General features: G+C 30.7%; 24 protein-coding genes. 1 reads left to right on the forward strand and 23 read right to left on the reverse strand.

What is annotated here, in order from left to right:
- Window positions 1-36: 36 nt before the first annotated feature.
- From CBLAS_RS07625 to accD, 5 genes are read right to left on the reverse strand one after another with little or no spacing between them, the layout of a single operon-like run.
- Complete coding sequence (locus CBLAS_RS07625) at window positions 37-954, reverse strand: tRNA dihydrouridine synthase (RefSeq protein ID WP_106872187.1); 918 nt, start codon at window positions 952-954, stop codon at window positions 37-39.
- Window positions 951-1,952 (reverse strand): hypothetical protein, encoded by a 1,002-nt coding sequence (locus CBLAS_RS07630; protein ID WP_106872189.1) that lies wholly within the window; start codon window positions 1,950-1,952, stop codon window positions 951-953. The genes CBLAS_RS07625 and CBLAS_RS07630 overlap by 4 nt, the downstream gene beginning before the upstream one ends.
- An 11-nt stretch (window positions 1,953-1,963) precedes the next feature.
- The gene (gene dksA, locus CBLAS_RS07635) at window positions 1,964-2,317 is read right to left on the reverse strand and encodes an RNA polymerase-binding protein DksA (protein WP_106872192.1); all 354 of its coding nucleotides are present in this window, start codon (window positions 2,315-2,317) and stop codon (window positions 1,964-1,966) included.
- Between the two features lie 10 nt (window positions 2,318-2,327).
- Entirely contained in the window at window positions 2,328-2,780 is a 453-nt protein-coding gene (locus CBLAS_RS07640) for a 23S rRNA (pseudouridine(1915)-N(3))-methyltransferase RlmH (RefSeq protein WP_106872194.1), read from the reverse strand.
- A 23-nt stretch (window positions 2,781-2,803) separates the two neighbouring features.
- On the reverse strand, window positions 2,804-3,760 hold the full coding sequence (accD, locus tag CBLAS_RS07645; RefSeq protein ID WP_106872196.1) for an acetyl-CoA carboxylase, carboxyltransferase subunit beta: 957 nt from the start codon (window positions 3,758-3,760) through the stop codon (window positions 2,804-2,806).
- A 113-nt stretch (window positions 3,761-3,873) separates the two neighbouring features.
- Between accD and recO the strand changes: the two genes are divergently transcribed.
- On the forward strand, window positions 3,874-4,491 hold the full coding sequence (recO, locus tag CBLAS_RS07650; RefSeq protein WP_106872198.1) for a recombination protein RecO: 618 nt from the start codon (window positions 3,874-3,876) through the stop codon (window positions 4,489-4,491).
- Window positions 4,492-4,553: 62 nt separating this feature from the next.
- Here recO and CBLAS_RS07655 read toward each other — a convergent pair whose 3' ends face one another.
- The 18 genes from CBLAS_RS07655 to CBLAS_RS07740 form a co-directional block, all read right to left on the reverse strand.
- Entirely contained in the window at window positions 4,554-5,303 is a 750-nt protein-coding gene (locus CBLAS_RS07655; RefSeq protein ID WP_106872200.1) for a tRNA 2-thiocytidine biosynthesis TtcA family protein, read from the reverse strand.
- Window positions 5,300-5,983 (reverse strand): 5'-methylthioadenosine/adenosylhomocysteine nucleosidase, encoded by a 684-nt coding sequence (locus CBLAS_RS07660; RefSeq protein ID WP_106872202.1) that lies wholly within the window; start codon window positions 5,981-5,983, stop codon window positions 5,300-5,302. Before CBLAS_RS07660 ends, CBLAS_RS07655 begins: the two co-directional genes overlap by 4 nt.
- Window positions 5,980-6,912 (reverse strand): ACP S-malonyltransferase, encoded by a 933-nt coding sequence (fabD, locus tag CBLAS_RS07665; protein ID WP_106872204.1) that lies wholly within the window; start codon window positions 6,910-6,912, stop codon window positions 5,980-5,982. Before fabD ends, CBLAS_RS07660 begins: the two co-directional genes overlap by 4 nt.
- A gap of 8 nt (window positions 6,913-6,920) precedes the next feature.
- Window positions 6,921-7,577, reverse strand: a complete 657-nt coding sequence (locus CBLAS_RS07670) for an FKBP-type peptidyl-prolyl cis-trans isomerase (protein WP_106872206.1) — start codon at window positions 7,575-7,577, stop codon at window positions 6,921-6,923.
- Window positions 7,578-7,637: 60 nt separating this feature from the next.
- The gene (locus CBLAS_RS07675) at window positions 7,638-8,429 is read right to left on the reverse strand and encodes a tetratricopeptide repeat protein (protein ID WP_106872208.1); all 792 of its coding nucleotides are present in this window, start codon (window positions 8,427-8,429) and stop codon (window positions 7,638-7,640) included.
- 7 nt (window positions 8,430-8,436) lie between these two features.
- Complete coding sequence (locus CBLAS_RS07680; RefSeq protein ID WP_106872210.1) at window positions 8,437-8,916, reverse strand: OmpA family protein; 480 nt, start codon at window positions 8,914-8,916, stop codon at window positions 8,437-8,439.
- A gap of 54 nt (window positions 8,917-8,970) precedes the next feature.
- Window positions 8,971-10,218, reverse strand: a complete 1,248-nt coding sequence (gene tolB, locus CBLAS_RS07685) for a Tol-Pal system protein TolB (RefSeq protein ID WP_106872212.1) — start codon at window positions 10,216-10,218, stop codon at window positions 8,971-8,973.
- Window positions 10,219-10,270: 52 nt separating this feature from the next.
- Entirely contained in the window at window positions 10,271-11,104 is an 834-nt protein-coding gene (locus tag CBLAS_RS07690) for a TonB C-terminal domain-containing protein (RefSeq protein WP_106872214.1), read from the reverse strand.
- 5 nt (window positions 11,105-11,109) lie between these two features.
- Window positions 11,110-11,505, reverse strand: a complete 396-nt coding sequence (locus CBLAS_RS07695) for an ExbD/TolR family protein (RefSeq protein ID WP_106872216.1) — start codon at window positions 11,503-11,505, stop codon at window positions 11,110-11,112.
- A gap of 9 nt (window positions 11,506-11,514) precedes the next feature.
- Window positions 11,515-12,084, reverse strand: a complete 570-nt coding sequence (locus tag CBLAS_RS07700; RefSeq protein ID WP_106872335.1) for a MotA/TolQ/ExbB proton channel family protein — start codon at window positions 12,082-12,084, stop codon at window positions 11,515-11,517.
- 6 nt (window positions 12,085-12,090) lie between these two features.
- Entirely contained in the window at window positions 12,091-12,483 is a 393-nt protein-coding gene (atpC, locus tag CBLAS_RS07705) for an ATP synthase F1 subunit epsilon (protein ID WP_106872218.1), read from the reverse strand.
- Between the two features lie 16 nt (window positions 12,484-12,499).
- Complete coding sequence (atpD, locus tag CBLAS_RS07710) at window positions 12,500-13,897, reverse strand: F0F1 ATP synthase subunit beta (protein WP_106872221.1); 1,398 nt, start codon at window positions 13,895-13,897, stop codon at window positions 12,500-12,502.
- A gap of 14 nt (window positions 13,898-13,911) precedes the next feature.
- Entirely contained in the window at window positions 13,912-14,799 is an 888-nt protein-coding gene (gene atpG / locus CBLAS_RS07715; RefSeq protein ID WP_106872223.1) for an ATP synthase F1 subunit gamma, read from the reverse strand.
- A 13-nt stretch (window positions 14,800-14,812) separates the two neighbouring features.
- Complete coding sequence (gene atpA / locus CBLAS_RS07720) at window positions 14,813-16,330, reverse strand: F0F1 ATP synthase subunit alpha (protein ID WP_106872225.1); 1,518 nt, start codon at window positions 16,328-16,330, stop codon at window positions 14,813-14,815.
- Window positions 16,331-16,346: 16 nt separating this feature from the next.
- On the reverse strand, window positions 16,347-16,883 hold the full coding sequence (locus tag CBLAS_RS07725; protein WP_106872227.1) for a F0F1 ATP synthase subunit delta: 537 nt from the start codon (window positions 16,881-16,883) through the stop codon (window positions 16,347-16,349).
- Window positions 16,884-17,405, reverse strand: coding sequence for a F0F1 ATP synthase subunit B family protein (locus CBLAS_RS07730; protein ID WP_106872229.1), 522 nt, complete (start codon window positions 17,403-17,405; stop codon window positions 16,884-16,886).
- A gap of 1 nt (window position 17,406) precedes the next feature.
- Complete coding sequence (locus tag CBLAS_RS07735) at window positions 17,407-17,829, reverse strand: F0F1 ATP synthase subunit B family protein (RefSeq protein ID WP_106872231.1); 423 nt, start codon at window positions 17,827-17,829, stop codon at window positions 17,407-17,409.
- Window positions 17,830-17,914: 85 nt separating this feature from the next.
- Window positions 17,915-18,784, reverse strand: a complete 870-nt coding sequence (locus CBLAS_RS07740; RefSeq protein ID WP_106872233.1) for a ParB/RepB/Spo0J family partition protein — start codon at window positions 18,782-18,784, stop codon at window positions 17,915-17,917.
- Window positions 18,785-18,787 lie beyond the last annotated feature (3 nt).

Raw genomic sequence — 18,787 nt, forward strand, 5'->3', positions numbered from 1 at the left:
TAGCATTTATAAATGCTAGGTTATTTCACTACTCTTTTAAAAAAAATCCTCTATTGATTTTATCATTAAACTAGCACTATTAGTATGATTGATTTCATTCCTAAAAACACTAGCATCACTCATAGATTTTGAGTATTCATGTAGATGTTTTCTAAATATAGCAACACCCTTATCACCATAATGGCTCATTATCTCATCAAAATGACAAAGAATAATATATCTTCTAGTGTCTTTATCTATGCTTTTACCTGTTTTAATCTCATAAAAAATCCAAGGATTTCCTATGCTAGCTCGCCCAATCATTAGTCCATCAGCTCTTGTTTGTTCTAAAACATCTGTTGCATTTTTTGAAGATATATCTCCATTTGCAATAACAGGTATATTTACAGCATTTTTTGCCCTAAGTATGGCTTCATAATCAACTTTGCTTTTATAGCCCCCGTTTCTAGTTCTGCCATGTATTGCTATGTAATCAACTCCGCAATTTTCTATATTTTTTGCAAGAATTTCAGGGATTTTCTCATCAAAACCAAGCCTAATTTTAACACTTGTATATTTTTTATTAGAATATTTTTTAATAGTATCAACAATCTTAGTTAGTAGATCAATATCTTTTAAAAGAGATGATCCAATATTTTGTTTAACTGCTTTTGGAACAGGACAGCCACAATTTAAATCTATGCCATCAATGAAATCAAATTTATTTAAAATTTCTACTGCTTTTTTTACATTTTCTTTGTCGCTGCCGGCAATTTGAACAATATATGGCTTTTCTAAGTCGTGCTTTTTAAGCATATGCAGGGTTTTGTCATTATTGTAAGCTAATGCATTAGCACTTATCATTTCACTAGTTGTAACATCACAACCAAAGCGTTTTACAACACCCCTTAAAGCTATGTCTGAGTAACCAGCCAAAGGGGCTAAGAAAAGAGGTTTTTTTGAAAAATCTATCATCTAAAAAAATATGATGCAGGTATTTGTTTTCCAGCCTCTCTTAAGAAAAGAAGAATTTCAAATTTTTCATACTCTCCTTCGTCTTTATAGGTTATAATCTCTTTTAATTCATCAATCATTCCAAACTCATATAGTAAATACAAATAAGCATCCATTGCTTTTTCATCATAATTTTTTAACCTATTAAACATGGCAACCAATATATCTGGTTCTATCTTTTTGTTTAAGTCCATAGCTAGCTTCACATATTCTTTCTTGCTTATTTCTATCTCTTCGATTAAAGAGTAAAGATCATCACTAGAAAGAATAAAATTATCTTTATTAATGTATCTATTTACTATTAGTTTTGCATCATCTTGTGAAATTTCTATATCTAACTTTTTGATATCTTCATATGTTCCACTATTTAAAAGAATCTCATATGCTTTTTTACTAAGATCATCATCTAGCTCTTTTTTATTTTTTAAAATTTCAAGAGCATAAGAGTTATCACTTTCTAATTTATTAAATTCGTTTTTAATAAATATAGGGTTTGAATTATCTAGTTTATACTTTTTAAGATCAACCACTTCTTTATTGTTTATTTTTTTTAACATATCTATAATTTCTACTATCTCTTTATCTTCAATATCAACAGGATTATCATGCCAGGGAGAAAGAAATTTAGTAACTTCATTTGAAATTTTAAAAGTGTCTGTTTTAAAACTCTTATCGGTTTCTGTTCCTAAAAGAATCTCTTTTGCATACTCTTTATATATCCCAGCATCATCTCTTACTGCTTTTCTCTCCATAAATATTGACAATTCATTAAGCAGTATATGCAACACTGAAAAAATAGCAAATAAAATTAGAGGTATAATAAACCATAAAGCTACTGGAAGAGTTAGTTCCATATTTAAAATAGAAGTTGTATAGCTTGTTCCATTTTGAACAAAAACTAATACACCAACTAAGCCTATATAAATTAACGAATAAATTATAAACTGTTTTAGCTTCATTCTATATCCTTTTAGCTAATATTTTTTTCTGAAATTTCTTTACAAGTCATACATAGCTTTGCACTTGGCTTAGCTTTTAATCTTGCAACACTTATGCTCTCATCGCACATTTCACAAATTCCATATGTGCCATTTTTTATTTTAATTAAAGAAAGGTCAATATCTGTAAGCTCTTTTCTTTGTTTTGCGCTAAGAGAGTACTCTAAATTTGAATCTGTATTAATACTTGCCATATCAAATTCATCTACTGCTCCACTTTGCCTTAACTCTTCAATATCTTTAGTAGAATCCGTAATATTTTTAATGATTTGTTCTCTGCGATCCTCTAAAAGTTTTTTCAAAAGTTCCAATTCACTTTTTTTCATTTTCTCCCTTTTATTTATGATATGGGTGGTTAGCATTAATACAAAGAGCCCTAAATATCTGCTCAAAAAGTATCAATTTTGCTATTTTATGCGAAAGAGTCAGCTTGGTTAAGCTAATAACCGCATCGGTTGATTTTTTAAAATCATCACTAAGACCAAAAGCACCACCTATAAAAAAAGAAATTTTATTTTTCCCTGAAAATAGCTTAGCAAATTCGTAGCTATCTAAAATTTTACCTTTTTCATCTAAAGCTACATTATATCCTTCAAGCTTAGGAAGATAAACCTTATCATAAGCAATTAATGCATCTTTTTGTGTTTTAGATTGTGCTTTAGCTATCATATCATTGAAAATAACATTATCATTGATTTTAGCATATTTCTTTGACATTTTAATATACTTATCTATCTTTTCATTAAAATCATCACTATTTTTCTGTATGCTGTTTACCAATATTTCCAACATCTTTCCTAAGGTTTTAAACTCTATTCTTTATCTGCCGATTCTTCATCTATATTTTGCAAATTTTGACTTTCATCATCCTTAAAATCTTCGGCAGTATCTTCTATGTTCTCGCTTTCTTCTATAGCATTACTTTCTTCACAAGGCTTCAATAGTCTTATCATATCACTAATGTATTTTTTATGTTCGCCTCTTGGAACTATTGCATCAATAAGTCCGTGCTCTAATAAAAACTCAGATTTTTGAAATCCTTCTGGTAAATCTGTACCTATAGTTTGTTTTATAACCCTTTGTCCAGCAAAGCCTATTAGGGCACCTGGCTCAGCTATTATGATATCACCTAGCCATGCAAAAGAAGCACTTACTCCACCCATTGTAGGATCCGTTAAAACAGATATGAATGGAATTTTATGTTCAGATAGCTTTTTAATAGCTGCTGCAGTTTTGCTCATTTGCATTAAAGAGTATGTACTTTCTTGCATCCTAGCTCCGCCACTTGCACTAACTATTATAAGAGCCTCATTTTTCTTAATAGATCTATTTACAGCCCTAACGATTTTTTCTCCTTCAACAGAACCTAAAGATCCACCCATAAAATTAAAATCAAAAACAACTAATTGAGCATTTATGCCATTTATTTTAATCTCTCCACTAATAACTGAACTATATCTTCCCGTTTTAGCTTCATTTTCTTTAATACGTTTTCTATAGGATTTTTTATCAACAAATTTAAGAGGGTCAACTGGCTGTAGATTAGTATCATGTTCAACAAAAGTATCTTCGTCAGCTAGTATATTTATTCTCTCTTGTGTAGTAAGTCTAATGTGATATGAACATTTTGGACATACATTAAGACTAGCTTCAACTTCCTTATAATACATCAAAGAGTTGCAATTGGTGCACTTTATCCAATGAGCAGGTGCTTCGCTTGGGTCTGCTTGTTTTCTTCTTCTTGTTGAAAATATATCAGCAAAATTCATTTTATCAACCTCACTATTGCAAATTTTATACATTATAACTAAAATTATCTTATTTTTTCTTATGTTTTAAGAAATTATGGCTTCTTTTATTTTTAATCCTATATAATAGCACTATGCAAGGGTTTATAATTAGAGTACAAAAAGTAAGAGATGAGGATTGTATTGTATATATACTTACAAAGCAAAATATAATTAGAGGATATAGATTTTATGGGGCTAGGCACTCTAAAATTACACATGGATATAAAATAGATTTTGAACTAGAAGAGTCGCCAAATTTTATGCCTAGAATTATAAATACAATGCACCTTGGATTTAAATGGCTTCTTGATAGAAATAAACTATTTCTTTGGCAAGAATTTCTAAGGCTTTTTTATACTCACTTAAAAGATGTGGAAGATGTGGATAGTCTCTATTTTGACGTTCTTGATGAGTGTGCTAAAAAATTAGATAAGCAAAATGCAAAAAGGTTGTTTCTAGAAGCTTACATTAAAATATTAAAAAAAGAGGGAAGACTGCACAAGGAGAAATTTTGCTTTCTTTGTGATGAAGAGATAGATTCTAAAAATATTGCACTTGCAAGAGCTTTTTTACCAGCACATGAGAATTGTATCAACAAAAAAGGCTTTAATACATTAAAAATAGATGAGTTTTTTGAGAGTGAGAAAACCTTTAATCTATCTGATGATGATGTCTATAGGCTTTATCAAATTGTCCTTGAAGGATTTTAATAAAATATATTGATTGCTTTTTATGAAAATTTTACTAATTACTTAAAAATAAGAGATATTTTCTACTCTATATTAAAAAATGTATCTTTATGGATATTTTCAAAAGATGATTTTAAACTTATAAAAAGTTTTGGATTTTGCTCTTCTAAAGAGTGTAATAGTTTTTTTGTTTGTGCTCTTGCTGTAGGCATTTTAATATCCACACCCTTAGTTGCTGGACAAAAATCTTCATCAGTACTAACTGTGAGTTCATTATTTTTTGCACAATCTATTAACTGTCTTTCTCTAACTAGTATAAGTGGCCTAATAACTTTTAATCCATTTTCCGCTGTATATTTTGGAGGAAGTGTTCTTAGTGATCCATTGTGGGTAAAATTCATAAAAAAACTCTCAGCAGCATCATCAAAATGGTGCCCTAATGCTAATTTATTAAATCCATTTTCTAAAGCATATGTATACAAATACCCTCTTCTCATTCGAGAGCAAAAACTACATATAGAGGTATTTTTACGCATTTTTTCTTTAGAAATTTCAAAAATATTGCTATTTATTATGTCGTGAGGAATATTATGCTCTTTGCAATGATTTATTAAAAAGCTAAAATCTTCTCCTACACCATATCCCAAAGTAACTGCTTTAAATGTCCAATTGTTTGGGCTAACTTTTTGAAAATGATTTAACAAATGGGCTAAAACTAGACTATCTTTTCCACCACTTAGCCCAAGTAAAATTTTATCACCCTCTTCAAACATTGAATACTTGGCATTAGTTTGCCCAACAATGCGCATTAGTTTTTTACTCAAATTTATCATATATTTTCTATCATTTTTAGAACAAAAATTGCACTTTTTTCTGCACTTTCTATAACAAACTTTTCAAAATCAAACTCAGCTTTTTTTCCAGCCTCATCGCTAATAGCCCTAAGTATGAAAAAGGGAATATTCAAAGATGAGCAAACACAAGCAACGCTAGCACCTTCCATCTCTACGACATCGGCATTAAACTCTTTTTTTATCCAATTTTTCTTATCTTCATCACTGATAAATTGATCTCCACTTGCAATGATTCCAGAATGCAGTTTTATATCTAATTTTTTTGCAGTGTTTTCTGCTATTTTAATTAAATTTTTATCTGCAAAATAAAAATGTTCACTTTCTGAAATATATCCAAAAGGGTGCCCAAAAGCTGTTAGGTCAACATCGTGTTGAACTAAAGATTTTGCATAAAACATATCACCAATCTTTAAGTTTTCATCTAAAGCCCCAGCAACTCCTGTAAAAAGTAAAATTTCAGCCTTAAATTTTTCTATCATGATAGTTGCACTAAGAGATGAGTTTACTTTTCCTATTTTTGAATAGGCAATTATAATTTCATGATTTTTATAATTTGTTAGATAAAATGTATTATTAGCATACTTTATCTTTTTAGTTTGTAATTTTTCTAAAAGAGGCTTAATTTCTTCTGGCATAGCTCCTAGTACTGCTATTTTCAATTATTATCCTTTGCAAATTCCATAAATTCATCAAGGCTTTTTAAATCCGTTATAGAATATGTAGGTTTTTTAGTTATTTTTCTATTTATGCCTTTTAAAATACTAGAACCAAACTCTATATAACAATCAACTTCATCATCAATATTTTGAATACTTTGCTTATACAATACAGGCTTTACTAATTGTGACCTTAAAAGCTGCATTGCTTCTTGCTTTGTATTATAAGACTGAGCTATTACATTAGAAATAACCGGATTAAAACTATCTTTTAAAAGAGGCTCTAATTCATTAGATAAAAGTCTGCTAGCGCTCTCAAGCATAGGACAATGGCTTGCCACACTCATATTTAGTAGCATTACTCTTTTAGCGCCTTCTTCTTTAAAAGTATTTTCTAAATTCTCTAAATCATCCCTATTGCCAGCTAAAACAATTTGGCCATCACTATTATAGTTTGCAGGCCAAACCTCTGCATTTTTATATTCTCTAGCAGTAGAGCATATCTCTTCTACTTTATCATCAGCAAGACCTAAAATAACCATCATAGATGCATTTTTATCTATGCAGGCTTCTTGCATGAATTTACCTCTTTTATTGACTAAACAAACAGTATCTATCAAATCAAAAGCACCGCTTACTCCAAGTGCACTAAACTCACCTAAAGAGTGCCCTAAAGTAAAGCTAGGCTTTACACTAAGGTTTTCTTCTAGGGCTAAAAAACACATAAATGAATTTAAAACAATAGCAGGTTGTGTAAATTCAGAAATTGATAGTTTTTCATTTTTTTCAAAAAGCAAATCTTTAAAATCTATATTGCACTGTTTGCTTGCTTCGTTCAATATCTCTCTAGGTTGGGTAAAATTTTCATAAATTTCTTTTCCCATTCCAGTAGCTTGTGATCCCTGCCCTGGAAATATAAAAGCATATCTCATATCTAGTCTTAACTTTCTTTATTTTTACAACACTCATGTTCTTTATCATGTTTGTGATGTCCGCCACCACAACATTGATGATCATCTTTTTCTCCATGATTTCCATCGCCGCAGCATTCATGCCCTTTATCATGCTTATGATGACCGCCACCACAACATTCATGCTCTTTTTTAGTTTTACTACCACAACCACAAGATGAACCTTTTCCGCCTATAACACCACTTTTTATCTCGTCTTCAGTAGCAGCTCTTGTTTCTAAAATTTTTACTTTAAATTCTAAGTCTTTTCCAGCATATGGGTGATTAAAATCAACAATTACCTCTTCTTCGCCAATAGCTTTTACTATAACTCTTGCTGTTGTATTATCCTCGCCTTGTCCAAAAAGCTCCATTCCCTCAACCAAATCAATACCAGCAAACTGCTCTTTTGGAACACTTTGAATTGCTTTGTCATTATACTCGCCAATGCCATCTTTTACATCAATTCTTATAGTTTTTTCTTCATTTTGATTTAACTCAAGCAGACCTTCTTCCAGCTTTGGTATAATCTGATCAAATCCTGTTATAAATGAAATCGGCTCTTTGTTCCAATTTGTTTCTAAAAGAGTACCTTCATTTGCATCTTTTAACTCATAAATCATAGTTATTACTTTATTTTCAGTCATTACTGAACTCCTAATTTTAATTTTTGATTTTTGATTTTAACATAAAATAATAAATAAGATCTATTTTAAAGATTTAGCTTGTTCGCTATTTGGATATTGTGATTTTAAGACAGTAAAAAACTTATTAGCACTTGTTGTATCACCAATCTTTTCCAAGCTTAAACCACTATGATATAAAAGAGTTGGCATATATTCAGCATTATCTTTTATCTGAATGCTGTTTCTATATTTTTCTATCGCACCAGAGTATAATTTTTGATTATATAAAATTTCACCCAACATAAAATTCACCTCTGCTTTTTTATAGTCTTTAGAATTTAGATAATCGTAGCGTATCTTAGCCTCTGTATATTTTTTATTGTCAAATAATTCTTGTGCACTGATAAATATATCTTCTTTTTTCATATCATCAAATGCTATAATTTTTTCAGGTTTATTTTTAGTAACTTTTTCTGTTTTTTTAGAAGTATTTGTTAACTTAGTAGTTTTTTTATTATTAATTACTGCTAATTTTTCATTTTTTTTTTGAGTGTTTGCGGTATTATTTGCTTGTTTGTTTACTCTTCCGGTTGTTTTTATCTCTAAATCTGCTATTCTAGCTTCTAATTTAGAAATTTGAGAATTTAATCCTTCAACAACACTTCTCAAGCCTATAATATCTTGTTTTTGTACTTCAATTTCTCTTTGAAGAGTATTTACTTTTTTTCTATTTTCTAAAAGAACTTGTTCATTCTCTGTTAATCCATATGCATTAGATGATGTTAAATCACCAGCACCAAAAACAGAAACTTCTTCTGCAGAAATAGCTTGAACGGCTCCAAAAAGAGCCGTTATTAGTAATATTTTTTTCATCTATAAATTAAAAACTAACTTTAAACTCATCACGTCTGTTTTGAGCGTCGCAAGACTTAGTTTTATCTGTACACACTGGGTTACTTTCACCATAGCTTACTACAGAAATTCTATTAGGGTTTACACCTTCAGCAACCAATGCATCTTTAGCAGCTTTTGCTCTTTTAAGACCTAGCGCATAGTTATACTCATCAGTACCCCACTCATCGCAGTTTCCTTCAACTTTAACGTTGATAAATTCTGCACCTGTTTGGTTGAATAAAGCAGCATTGCTGTTTACTACTGATTTCATTTCTGGCTTGATACTATACTTATCAAAGTCAAAATATACATTTTGAACTTGGTTTTGTATTTGAGATGCAACTTTTGCCATTCTTTGTGCATCTGTCATAGTTTGTTGACTCATATCTATTTCTGGAGTTTTTTTACTACATCCTGAAATCATTAGAGCAGCTACTGCTAGTGTGGTTAAAACAATTTTTTTCATATTTAACACCTTTCTTATTTAAGATTTATAGAATTATAACACAAAAATTAAAAATTACCAATCTAAAGATTGAATTTTACCAAGTTTTAGTGGAAAAATAAACCCTTTATTCTCATTTACTCTTATTAATCCAACTGCACTTTGGTAATTAGAGTCTTTTATATACATTATAGTTCCGCCATCTTGTGAAAATCTTGGAAACAAATTTTTTCCACCAGCGGTTAGTTGCCTAATGTAATCTGTCTGAGTAGATATCAAATATAGATTAAAAACTCCACCCTCTTCACGACTTGAGTAAGCTATATAGTTTCCATTGGTGCTAATTGAATTATTATTTCTTCCATGATATACCATTTGTTCAACATTTCCACCATTTATGTTTTTCATAAAGACATTTGGGTATCCTAGCCTATCACTAACAAATACAATTTTTTCATCATTATCCACAAAATTTCCACTTACATCAATTCCCGGATATGTGGTTATTCTATCTTTTTTACCACTTCGCAAATCATATACAAATATATCTGGTTGATCATTTGGTGCATCTGTAATTGCAAGCTTTGTACCGTCACTACTAACATCAGAAACAGCAAGCATTCCTTGCCCTTCTATTATTCTACTTTTTCTATTGTTTGAAATATTATATTTAAATATAGTTGGGATATTGCCATTTATATATGCTGTGTAATAAAACTCTCTTTGTTCAGCTGAAGCCCATTTTGGAAATATATTAAACCCTCCACTTAAAACTACTTGCTGATATGTTAAAGTATAGTCTGCAACTATTATATCACTTGTTTTTGCCGAAGTATATTTAGATATCAAAACCATCTTGTTCATCCAGTCAACATTAGCATAGCCAATCTTACTAATAACTTCAGATATTGCTTTATGTGCTAAAAATGGATATTTTCTACCATCTTTAATATTATTGTTTGACTCATAGACTATTTTTCCATTTTGAGCAGATAAAACTTTTAAATCCAAGTTTATTGATGATAACTCATTGCCACTAAGGCTATATCTAACTATAAAAGTTGCATTATCTACTATATTAGTAGTATGGTCTCCATCAAAAGAGCTTACAGAATAAGCATCGCTAACATCAAAAGTCGCTCCAACTTTTAAATCACCTATTATTATTTTAAAAAATTTATCTTTTAAATTTGCATTTTCTAAAGTAGATGAGTCTTGCACTATGACTTTTGGCAAAGAAACCCCTTGGTTTACTATCGTTGTAGTAGCATCGTTTGCAAAAAGCGCTACACAAAAAGAAAAAATTATTATTATTTTTCTCACATTGTCTCCTTATTTATTATCTTGATTTGAATTGTATTATAAAATCTTAAATTTAAGGTATTAAATCTTTCATTTTATACTTATGGGTATAAGCTTTTCCATCTGGTGGTTTAGAAAAGGTAATTGCTTCTACTCTAGATAAAAAATCTCTTAACTTTTGATTAAACTCGGTGCTGTATGAAAGTTCTAAAATTCTATATGTCGCCCTGCCATTAGGATTAATAGTAATTTCAACCAATGCATCTTGATTTGGCATAGCACGGTAAGTGCTCCAAATGCCTGTTAACATTCCATCAACTTCGCCAATAAATTTATTATATACACCTGTTCTTTGTGACCTACCGCTAGCCTTGTCACCTTTTGTCTTGGCTACTTGCTTACTGCTTATATTTCTATCTTTTAAATTTGTCTTTTTATCGCTTTTTTTACGGCTTTGGATTTTTTCCTCTTCCTTTTTTCTTGCCTCTTCTAGTTTTTTCTTATCTGCGCTATTAAATAAATCCAGTAAATTTTCTTTTGGTTTTTCTTCTATTTTTTTTGGCGCTTCTATAGTCTCTTGTTTTTTATTTTCTGATTTTTCAATAACTTCACTTACTTTTTTATGTGTTGTTTTAATACTTTCCTCTTCTATACTATCGTTAGATTTTTGCAACTTTTCCTCTGTTTTACTAGCCTCATTTGCAGTAGCAAGAGCATTTAAAGAATCATCTATATCCATTACATATATGTCCATATATGCGTCTTTGTCTTTTGTGTATTTAATAGAGTTTTCTAAAATTTTACTTGAATATGAAAAAAATAGTATCAAAGAAACAGCCCCTAGATATATTCCAATACTAGTAATAAGTGAGATTAAATTTAAAAAGCTGTATTTGCTACCGTTCATAGAGTTTATCCAGCTGTTTGTAATGCTACTTTAGTAAAACCTGCTTCTTTTAAGATTTTTAACACAAACATAACATCATTATATATTAAGTTTTTATCTGCTTGTATAAAAACAGGAGCGTTTAAATCGTATCTAGAAATTGAAAGTGCTAAATTATCTGGAAACTCGTTTAATGCCATAGGAGTATTATCTAAAAATACCTTTTTATTAGAATCAATTCTAACAACCATATCCGTTTTTTTGTTTTCAGAAATATTTTTTTTGGAGCCATCAGGGAGTGCTATTTGCTCTTCATATATAATTGCCGGGGTTGTTACTATTAAAATGGCAAGTAATACTAGCATTATATCAACCAAGGGAGTTATGTTTAGTTCTGGAGTATCGTTATTTATATTGTACATAAAAACTCACTAAATTTGATCTTTATTATTAAATAAAATCACATCTGCTGATCTTTTTATAATATTAATAACCTCATAAGCCTTTCTTTTAATCAATAGATGAAAAGTATAAGCAGGGATTGCCACAAATATACCAGCACCAGTAGCAACTAAAGCTTCGCTAATTGCAGGAGCAATCACAGAAAGCCCAGCATTTCCACTACCCATATTTGCAAATGTATCCAGTATTGATACAACTGTGCCAAAAAGTCCTATAAATGGAGATGTTGAAGCTATAATAGATAACCATGTAAGTCCGCTTGTAGCATTTTTTTCTGACATAGATATACAAACATCTAGTTTTTCTTTTGTTATATTGCCTTTAATACATTTTCGCAAAATAGATGGTATGTTTATGTTTTTAGAGCCAAGCAAAAGCGACTCCAAAGCTTTGTTTTCTCTATATATCCAAGAGCTTAGATATATCATTTTTGAAATCAAAATAGAAAAAGTTAGTATAAAATAAATAGAGAGCCAAGAAAGCACAAATATTGTTATAAATGTGCTTCTTGAAATATAGCTCAAAAGGATATCAAATATTTCCACCTATTTTACCCTTATATGAGTTTCCATTCTAGATATTGTATTAGCATAGTTTACATTATCGGCACCCATAGATTCAATAAGTTCTTTTGCCTTCTCCATAGATTCGGCAATTGAACTATTATCTTTTCCACCTATGTAAACAGCTCCATCTGCTAAAACTGTCACTTTAGATTCATCAACTTTTACATAACCCCAACTAATAGCTACAATATCTTTTTCATCATTTAAATCAACTATCTCAATTAGTCCTGAACTAAGAAGAGTAGTTATAGCAGCATGTCCTGGCAAAACACCAAATTCACCTTCACTACCAGGAAGCTGAACAGATTTTACACTATCAGAGAAAACTATTCCGGTTGGAGTAACAATCTCTAAATGAAATTTATCATTCATAGCTATTCCTTCCTAGTTAAGCTTTTAACGTTTGTGCTTTTTGCACAGCTTCTTCAATATTACCAACCATATAAAAAGCCGCTTCTGGTAAATCATCATACTTACCTTCAATAATTCCTTTAAAGCCTTCAATGGTTTCTTCTAGCGTTATATATTTTCCTGGACTTCCTGTAAAAATTTCAGCAACAAAGAATGGTTGTGATAGGTATCTTTCAATTTTTCTAGCTCTATCAACTATTACTTTGTCTTCTTCGCTAAGCTCATCCATACCTAAGATTGCAATAATATCTTGCAAATCTCTATATTTTTGAAGAACAGACTGAACACCTCTTGCTACTTTATAATGCTCCTCGCCAACAATTTGAGGATCAAGCATTCTTGAAGTTGAATCAAGCGGATCAACAGCAGGATAAATACCTTTTTCAGCGATAGATCTATTTAAAACAGTTGTCGCATCAAGGTGAGCAAATACAGCTGCTGGTGCAGGGTCAGTTAAGTCGTCTGCTGGAACATATACAGCTTGAACTGATGTGATTGAACCTTTTTTCGTTGATGTAATTCTCTCTTGAAGCTTACCCATTTCGCTAGCTAGGGTTGGCTGATATCCAACGGCTGAAGGAATTCTTCCTAAAAGTGCTGACATCTCAGAACCTGCTTGTGAGAATCTAAAGATATTATCAATAAACATAAGCACATCAAGACCCATTTCATCTCTAAAATACTCAGCCATTGTAAGTCCTGTAAATGCAATTCTATTTCTTGCCCCTGGCGGTTCATTCATTTGCCCATAGCACAAGGCAACTTTATCTAAAACCCCAGAATCTTTCATCTCATTATAAAGGTCATTACCCTCTCTTGTTCTTTCACCAACACCAGCGAATATAGAATATCCACTATGTTTAAAAGCAACGTTATGAATAAGCTCCATAATGATAACTGTTTTACCAACACCAGCACCACCAAACAAGCCTACCTTACCACCTTTTGAATATGGCGCTAAAAGGTCAACTACTTTAATACCGGTCTCAAAAATTTCACTTTTTGTACTTTGGTCTTCAAATGTTGGTGGATCTCTATGAATTGACCATTTTGTATCAAACTCACCTTCTTCTTGCTCATCTATAACATCGCCAACAACATTAAAAATTCTTCCAAGAACTTTTTCACCAACAGGAACTGAAATAGGACCTCCAAGAGCAGTAACCTCTAGCCCTCTTCTTAGACCATCACTCATATCCATAGCAATTGTTCTAACCTTGCCATCACCTAAATGAGCAGCAACTTCTAAAACAAGTCTTCTTTTCTCGCCCTCTACATCAAATAAGACCTCTATTGCTTCGTTGATTTCTGGTAAATATTCACCAAAATCAACGTCAACAACAGGTCCTAAAATCTGACTAATAACACCTTTCATCAACTCTCCTTAATTTATTTCATTGATTCAACACCACTGATAATTTCAATCAATTCAGTGGTAATAGAACTTTGCCTTGCTTTGTTATATGCAAGATTTAAATCATATACTCGCTCTTGTGCATTATTTGTAGCATTTTCCATAGCATTCATTCTAGCGCTATGTTCTGCTGCCAAACTATCAACCAAGGCATAATACATACTATACTCTAAATACTTTTCAATAAGTTCTTCAAGAATTTTCTCAGCATTATGTGCTGGCTCAAACTCCATTAAAGAATTATCTTCAGCACTCTTAGTTTCTGGTGGCTCAATAGGGGCAATATCGTTAATTCTAATTTCTTGCGATATCATATTTTTATACCCATTATGCACCAAAACAACCTTGTCTGTTTCACCTTTTAAATAATCAGCAATCGCATCTTTGATTATCTCTTGGCCTTTTTCATATGTAGGGGCTGAACTTACTCCTATATATTTTTCATATAGCTCAATCTCTTGAAAAGTAAAGTATTCAATACCTTTTTTCCCAATAGCGCGAAGTCTAATCTTCACTTTTTTATCTTGATACTCTTTAATTAAATCTCTAATAGTTTTTATAGTTTGGACATTAAATCCACCACATAAACCTTTATCAGAAGTGATAAATATAATATCAACTACTTTTATCTCTTCACCTTTATAAAAATAGCGATTTATCCCAGACTCTTCTGACATATTTTTCATATATAATGCAACTTCGCTTAACATTTCGTTAATCTTAACAGCATACGCACTTGACTGTTCAGCAACCATTTTTGCTTTTCTAAGTTTAACATTAGAAACCAATTTCATGGCTTTTGTTGTTTTTTCAGTGTTTTTAACACTTTGAATTTGTCTTTTAATATCTTTTAAATTTGCCATGCTAAAACCTGCCTTACTCGATCAAAAAAGTTGATTTAAATTCTTTTATTGCTTTAACTAGTGTCTCTTCAATATCTTTATCTAAAGCTTTTTTGTTTCTTATATTATCAAATATCTCTGGATATCTAGCTTCTATGTAAGGGTATAGCTCATTTTCAAATTTATTTATTGAACTAGTTGGAATATCATCTAGATAACCATTAGATCCAGTAAATATAATAACAACTTGTTTTTCTACTGGAAGTGGAGAATAAGGAGGTTGTTTTAATATTTCAACCATTTTTTCACCTCTTTCAAGTTGTCTTCTACTGCTCTCATCCAAATCGCTTGCAAATTGAGCAAACGCCTGTAGCTCTCTATATTGTGCAAGATCTAGTCTTAGAGTACCTGAAACTTTTTTAATAGCTTTAATTTGTGCCGATCCTCCAACTCTAGAAACAGATAAACCAACATTAATAGCAGGTCTAATACCTGAGTTAAACAGACTTGTTTCAAGGAAAATTTGACCATCTGTAATAGATATAACATTTGTTGGAATATAAGCAGATACATCTCCAGCTTGTGTTTCAATGATAGGTAAAGCAGTTAAACTACCAGCACCTAGTTCATCATTTAACTTACTAGCTCTTTCAAGAAGTCTTGAGTGAAGATAAAAAACATCACCTGGATATGCTTCACGTCCTGGTGGTCTTCTAAGGATAAGTGATATTTCACGGTAAGCCACAGCGTGTTTACTTAAATCATCATAAACAATAAGAGCATGCCTTGAATTATCTCTAAAATACTCGCCCATTGCACAACCAGCATATGGAGCAAGATATTGAAGTGATGCTGGCTCACTAGCTCCTGCAGATACAACTATAGTATACTCCATAGCACCATACTCTTCTAATTTTTTAACTATTTGCGCAACGGTTGATTGTTTTTGTCCAATAGCAACATACACACATACAACATCTTGACCTTTTTGATTGATTATAGTGTCAATTGCAACGGTAGTTTTACCTGTTTGCCTGTCGCCAATTATAAGCTCTCTTTGACCTCTACCAATTGGAACAAGAGCATCTATAGACTTAAGTCCAGTTTGAAGTGGTTCATGAACAGATTTTCTAGCCATAATTCCTTTAGCTTTTTCCTCAATAAATCTACTTTCTTTTGCTTCAATTGGTCCTTTTCCATCTATAGGTTCACCAAGAGCATTAACAACTCTTCCTATCATAGCATCACCAACAGGAACGCGAAGAAGTTTTCCAAGTCTTTTTACAGTACTTCCCTCTGTTATTCCGGATATGTCTCCAAGAACAACAACACCAACTGTGCTCTCCTCTAAGTTAAGTGCTATACCCTGAACGCCATTTTCAAATTCGACCATTTCGTTAGCCATAACATTTTTAAGACCGTAAACACTAGCAACCCCATCGCCGATAGTTACAACTTTACCAGTCTCTTCTATATCTACACTAATGTCGAAATTTTCAATTCGCTCTTTTATAATGCTGCTGATTTCATCAGCTTTTATTTTAGAACTCACTCTATTACTCCTTCTTTTATATTGCTTTTAATATATAATTACTTAAATCATGTTTTAATCTATCCATTGAGAAATTAATCTCAACACCAAGTTCATCAAAGGTAACTTTAATTCCATTAAAATCCTTTTGAACCTTTTCAAGTTTTATTTCAGACTTAAATTTTTCTGAAAAAAGCTTTTCCATATCTAAAATTTCTTTATCAGAAATAGTATTTGAAGAGTATACTTTTCCAGTATAGCTATTTTTTAAAGATCTTATTTTAGTTTCTAATCTTTCTAAAATATCTGGAACCAAATCAAATCTTTTATTTTCTGATAGTATCTTTAAAAAATTAATAAACTCTTTTGATAGTTTTTCCTTATCGAACAAAGACAGAACTAGCTCTTCTTTTTTCTTACTAGAAACAATAGGATAATCTATAATAATTTTAAATTTATTACTTGCAAAAGCCATTACAATTACTTTTAAATTTTTTATTATGCTCTCTAGCTCTTTATTATCAAATTTTTCTATTAATGCTTTTGCATATCTTTCTGCAACTATTTTACTCATTTAGCTAACCTTTTTATTTATAACTTCAATGAGATCTTTTTGGCTTAGCTTAACACTATCATCATCAAAAGCCTCATTTATAATATTGTCAACTACTAATCTTACTGCTTTTTTCTTCTCAAATTCTTTTTTGTTTTCATGAGAGCTTAATAGATTTTTAATCTCTTCTTTAGTTGACTCTTCTATTTTAACTTTTTCTATATCTATCTCTTTTTTTGCTCTTTCTATAATAGAAATAGCTTCAGCCTTAGCCTCCTCTAGCCTTTTATAAGAGTTAACTTTTTTTTCCTTAGACTCTCTAAGGCTAACCTGTATAGCTTCTAGTTTTAATGCAATGTTATTTATTCTATTATTATAAGCGTTTTTGACAAAGTTTTTTAATAAATAAAATAAAATTCCAAAAAATATAACAAAGTTAAACAGCCTGTGAAAAAAATCATAATCTTTTACCTCACCACCGCTTGCAAACAAAATAGCAGGCAAAGTAATTAAACATATAATTATATTCTTATTCTTATTCATATTAAATCCTTGCCAAATTAGCTTTTATAGAGCTTCTAAATTCTGGTAATTTTTTCTGAAGATTGTTTTTTAATATCTCTTTTTCTTCTTCTAGCTCTTTTTCGTACTGCACAAACTCAAGCTCTAGCTCATCTCTTTTGGCTTTTATTTTTTGTGCTGCCTCTTCTTTGAATTCATTGATAGCTTCGTTTTTTATAGCGTTTGCCTCTTCTCTTGCTTTAGAATGAATTTCTCTAACTTCTTGCTCTTCAGAAGTTGCATCTTTTAAATTTTTTTCAATTAAAGCTTGATCTCTTGCTATAGCTTCATCTCTTGCATCCATAAAGCTAAGCAAAGGTTTGTAAAGTCTATTGTTTAAGTACCAAACCAGTACTAAAAAAACTACAATGGTGAGAAATAATGCAAAAAAGTTTATTTCAATCATTCACACTCCTTTTTTTATACCTATTAAAAATTTCTAACTCATTCTACAAAAACTAAGCAAAAATTTAGCTAAATTTAAATTTATTTTAGTTGAATTTGGATATTAGTTTTTTTATTTCAGCAATTTCCTCAAATTCAATAGAAATTTTGTTATTTTTAATTTTTATTCTATTAAATCCAAAATTTTTAAATTTAGTTTTTAATTCATCCATTTCATGGTGAAAATCTTTGTATTTTTCTTCTGTTTTGTCTTTTTTGTCTAAATCTTGGTTTTTTATCTTTTTAACTAAACTCTCTGTCTGTCTAACATTTAATTTTTGACCTATTATTGTATTTAAAACTTCGGTTTCATCTTTACTGCTTAATCCAATTAAAACCTTGGCATGACCCTGTGTTATCTTACCCTCTTCTAAAGCTTTTTTAGTATCTTGGCTTAAGCTTAGTAATCTAAGGGTATTTGTGATTTGTGATCTAGATTTTTTAATAATTTCAGCCAAATCATCTTGAGTTATTTTATACTCATCTATAAGTTCTTTATATGAAGTAGCTAACTCTAAAGGAGTTAAATCTTGTCTTTGAATATTTTCTATCAAAGCTAATTCTCTTAAATTTTTAGATTCAATGTCGGCAACAATTGCTTTTATGTTTTTAAGTCCCAAAAGCTTAACAGCTCTTAGTCTTCTTTCTCCTGCAATTAGAATATAATCATCATCTTTTTGAAAAACTATGATTGGCTGAATTAACCCATGTCTTTTAATAGATTCACTAAGTTCTTTAATGGCTTTTTCATCAAAAGTAGTTCTTGGCTGATATGGATTTGGCTTTATCCTAGAAACATCTATTTCTAAGATTAACTCCTTCTTCCCTTTTTCCAACTCTTTGCTATATGCTAACTCAACATCACCCAATATGGCATCAAGACCTCTACCTAAACCACTTTTTTTAATTTTTGCCATAAA

It is taken from the genome of Campylobacter blaseri, assembly GCF_013201895.1.
In the GTDB taxonomy this organism is placed as follows: domain Bacteria; phylum Campylobacterota; class Campylobacteria; order Campylobacterales; family Campylobacteraceae; genus Campylobacter_B; species Campylobacter_B blaseri.

Coding starts and splice junctions, on each gene's coding strand:
- CBLAS_RS07625 (WP_106872187.1), bottom strand. CDS start 954: ATGATAGATTTTTCAAAAAAACCTCTTTTCTTAGCCCCTTTGGCTGGT.
- CBLAS_RS07630 (WP_106872189.1), bottom strand. CDS start 1,952: ATGAAGCTAAAACAGTTTATAATTTATTCGTTAATTTATATAGGCTTA.
- dksA (WP_106872192.1), bottom strand. CDS start 2,317: ATGAAAAAAAGTGAATTGGAACTTTTGAAAAAACTTTTAGAGGATCGC.
- accD (WP_106872196.1), bottom strand. CDS start 3,760: ATGAATTTTGCTGATATATTTTCAACAAGAAGAAGAAAACAAGCAGAC.
- recO (WP_106872198.1), top strand. CDS start 3,874: ATGCAAGGGTTTATAATTAGAGTACAAAAAGTAAGAGATGAGGATTGT.
- CBLAS_RS07655 (WP_106872200.1), bottom strand. CDS start 5,303: ATGATAAATTTGAGTAAAAAACTAATGCGCATTGTTGGGCAAACTAAT.
- fabD (WP_106872204.1), bottom strand. CDS start 6,912: ATGAGATATGCTTTTATATTTCCAGGGCAGGGATCACAAGCTACTGGA.
- CBLAS_RS07670 (WP_106872206.1), bottom strand. CDS start 7,577: ATGACTGAAAATAAAGTAATAACTATGATTTATGAGTTAAAAGATGCA.
- CBLAS_RS07675 (WP_106872208.1), bottom strand. CDS start 8,429: ATGAAAAAAATATTACTAATAACGGCTCTTTTTGGAGCCGTTCAAGCT.
- CBLAS_RS07680 (WP_106872210.1), bottom strand. CDS start 8,916: ATGAAAAAAATTGTTTTAACCACACTAGCAGTAGCTGCTCTAATGATT.
- CBLAS_RS07690 (WP_106872214.1), bottom strand. CDS start 11,104: ATGAACGGTAGCAAATACAGCTTTTTAAATTTAATCTCACTTATTACT.
- CBLAS_RS07695 (WP_106872216.1), bottom strand. CDS start 11,505: ATGTACAATATAAATAACGATACTCCAGAACTAAACATAACTCCCTTG.
- atpC (WP_106872218.1), bottom strand. CDS start 12,483: ATGAATGATAAATTTCATTTAGAGATTGTTACTCCAACCGGAATAGTT.
- atpD (WP_106872221.1), bottom strand. CDS start 13,897: ATGAAAGGTGTTATTAGTCAGATTTTAGGACCTGTTGTTGACGTTGAT.
- atpG (WP_106872223.1), bottom strand. CDS start 14,799: ATGGCAAATTTAAAAGATATTAAAAGACAAATTCAAAGTGTTAAAAAC.
- CBLAS_RS07725 (WP_106872227.1), bottom strand. CDS start 16,883: ATGAGTAAAATAGTTGCAGAAAGATATGCAAAAGCATTAATAGAAAAA.
- CBLAS_RS07730 (WP_106872229.1), bottom strand. CDS start 17,405: ATGAATAAGAATAAGAATATAATTATATGTTTAATTACTTTGCCTGCT.
- CBLAS_RS07735 (WP_106872231.1), bottom strand. CDS start 17,829: ATGATTGAAATAAACTTTTTTGCATTATTTCTCACCATTGTAGTTTTT.
- CBLAS_RS07740 (WP_106872233.1), bottom strand. CDS start 18,784: ATGGCAAAAATTAAAAAAAGTGGTTTAGGTAGAGGTCTTGATGCCATA.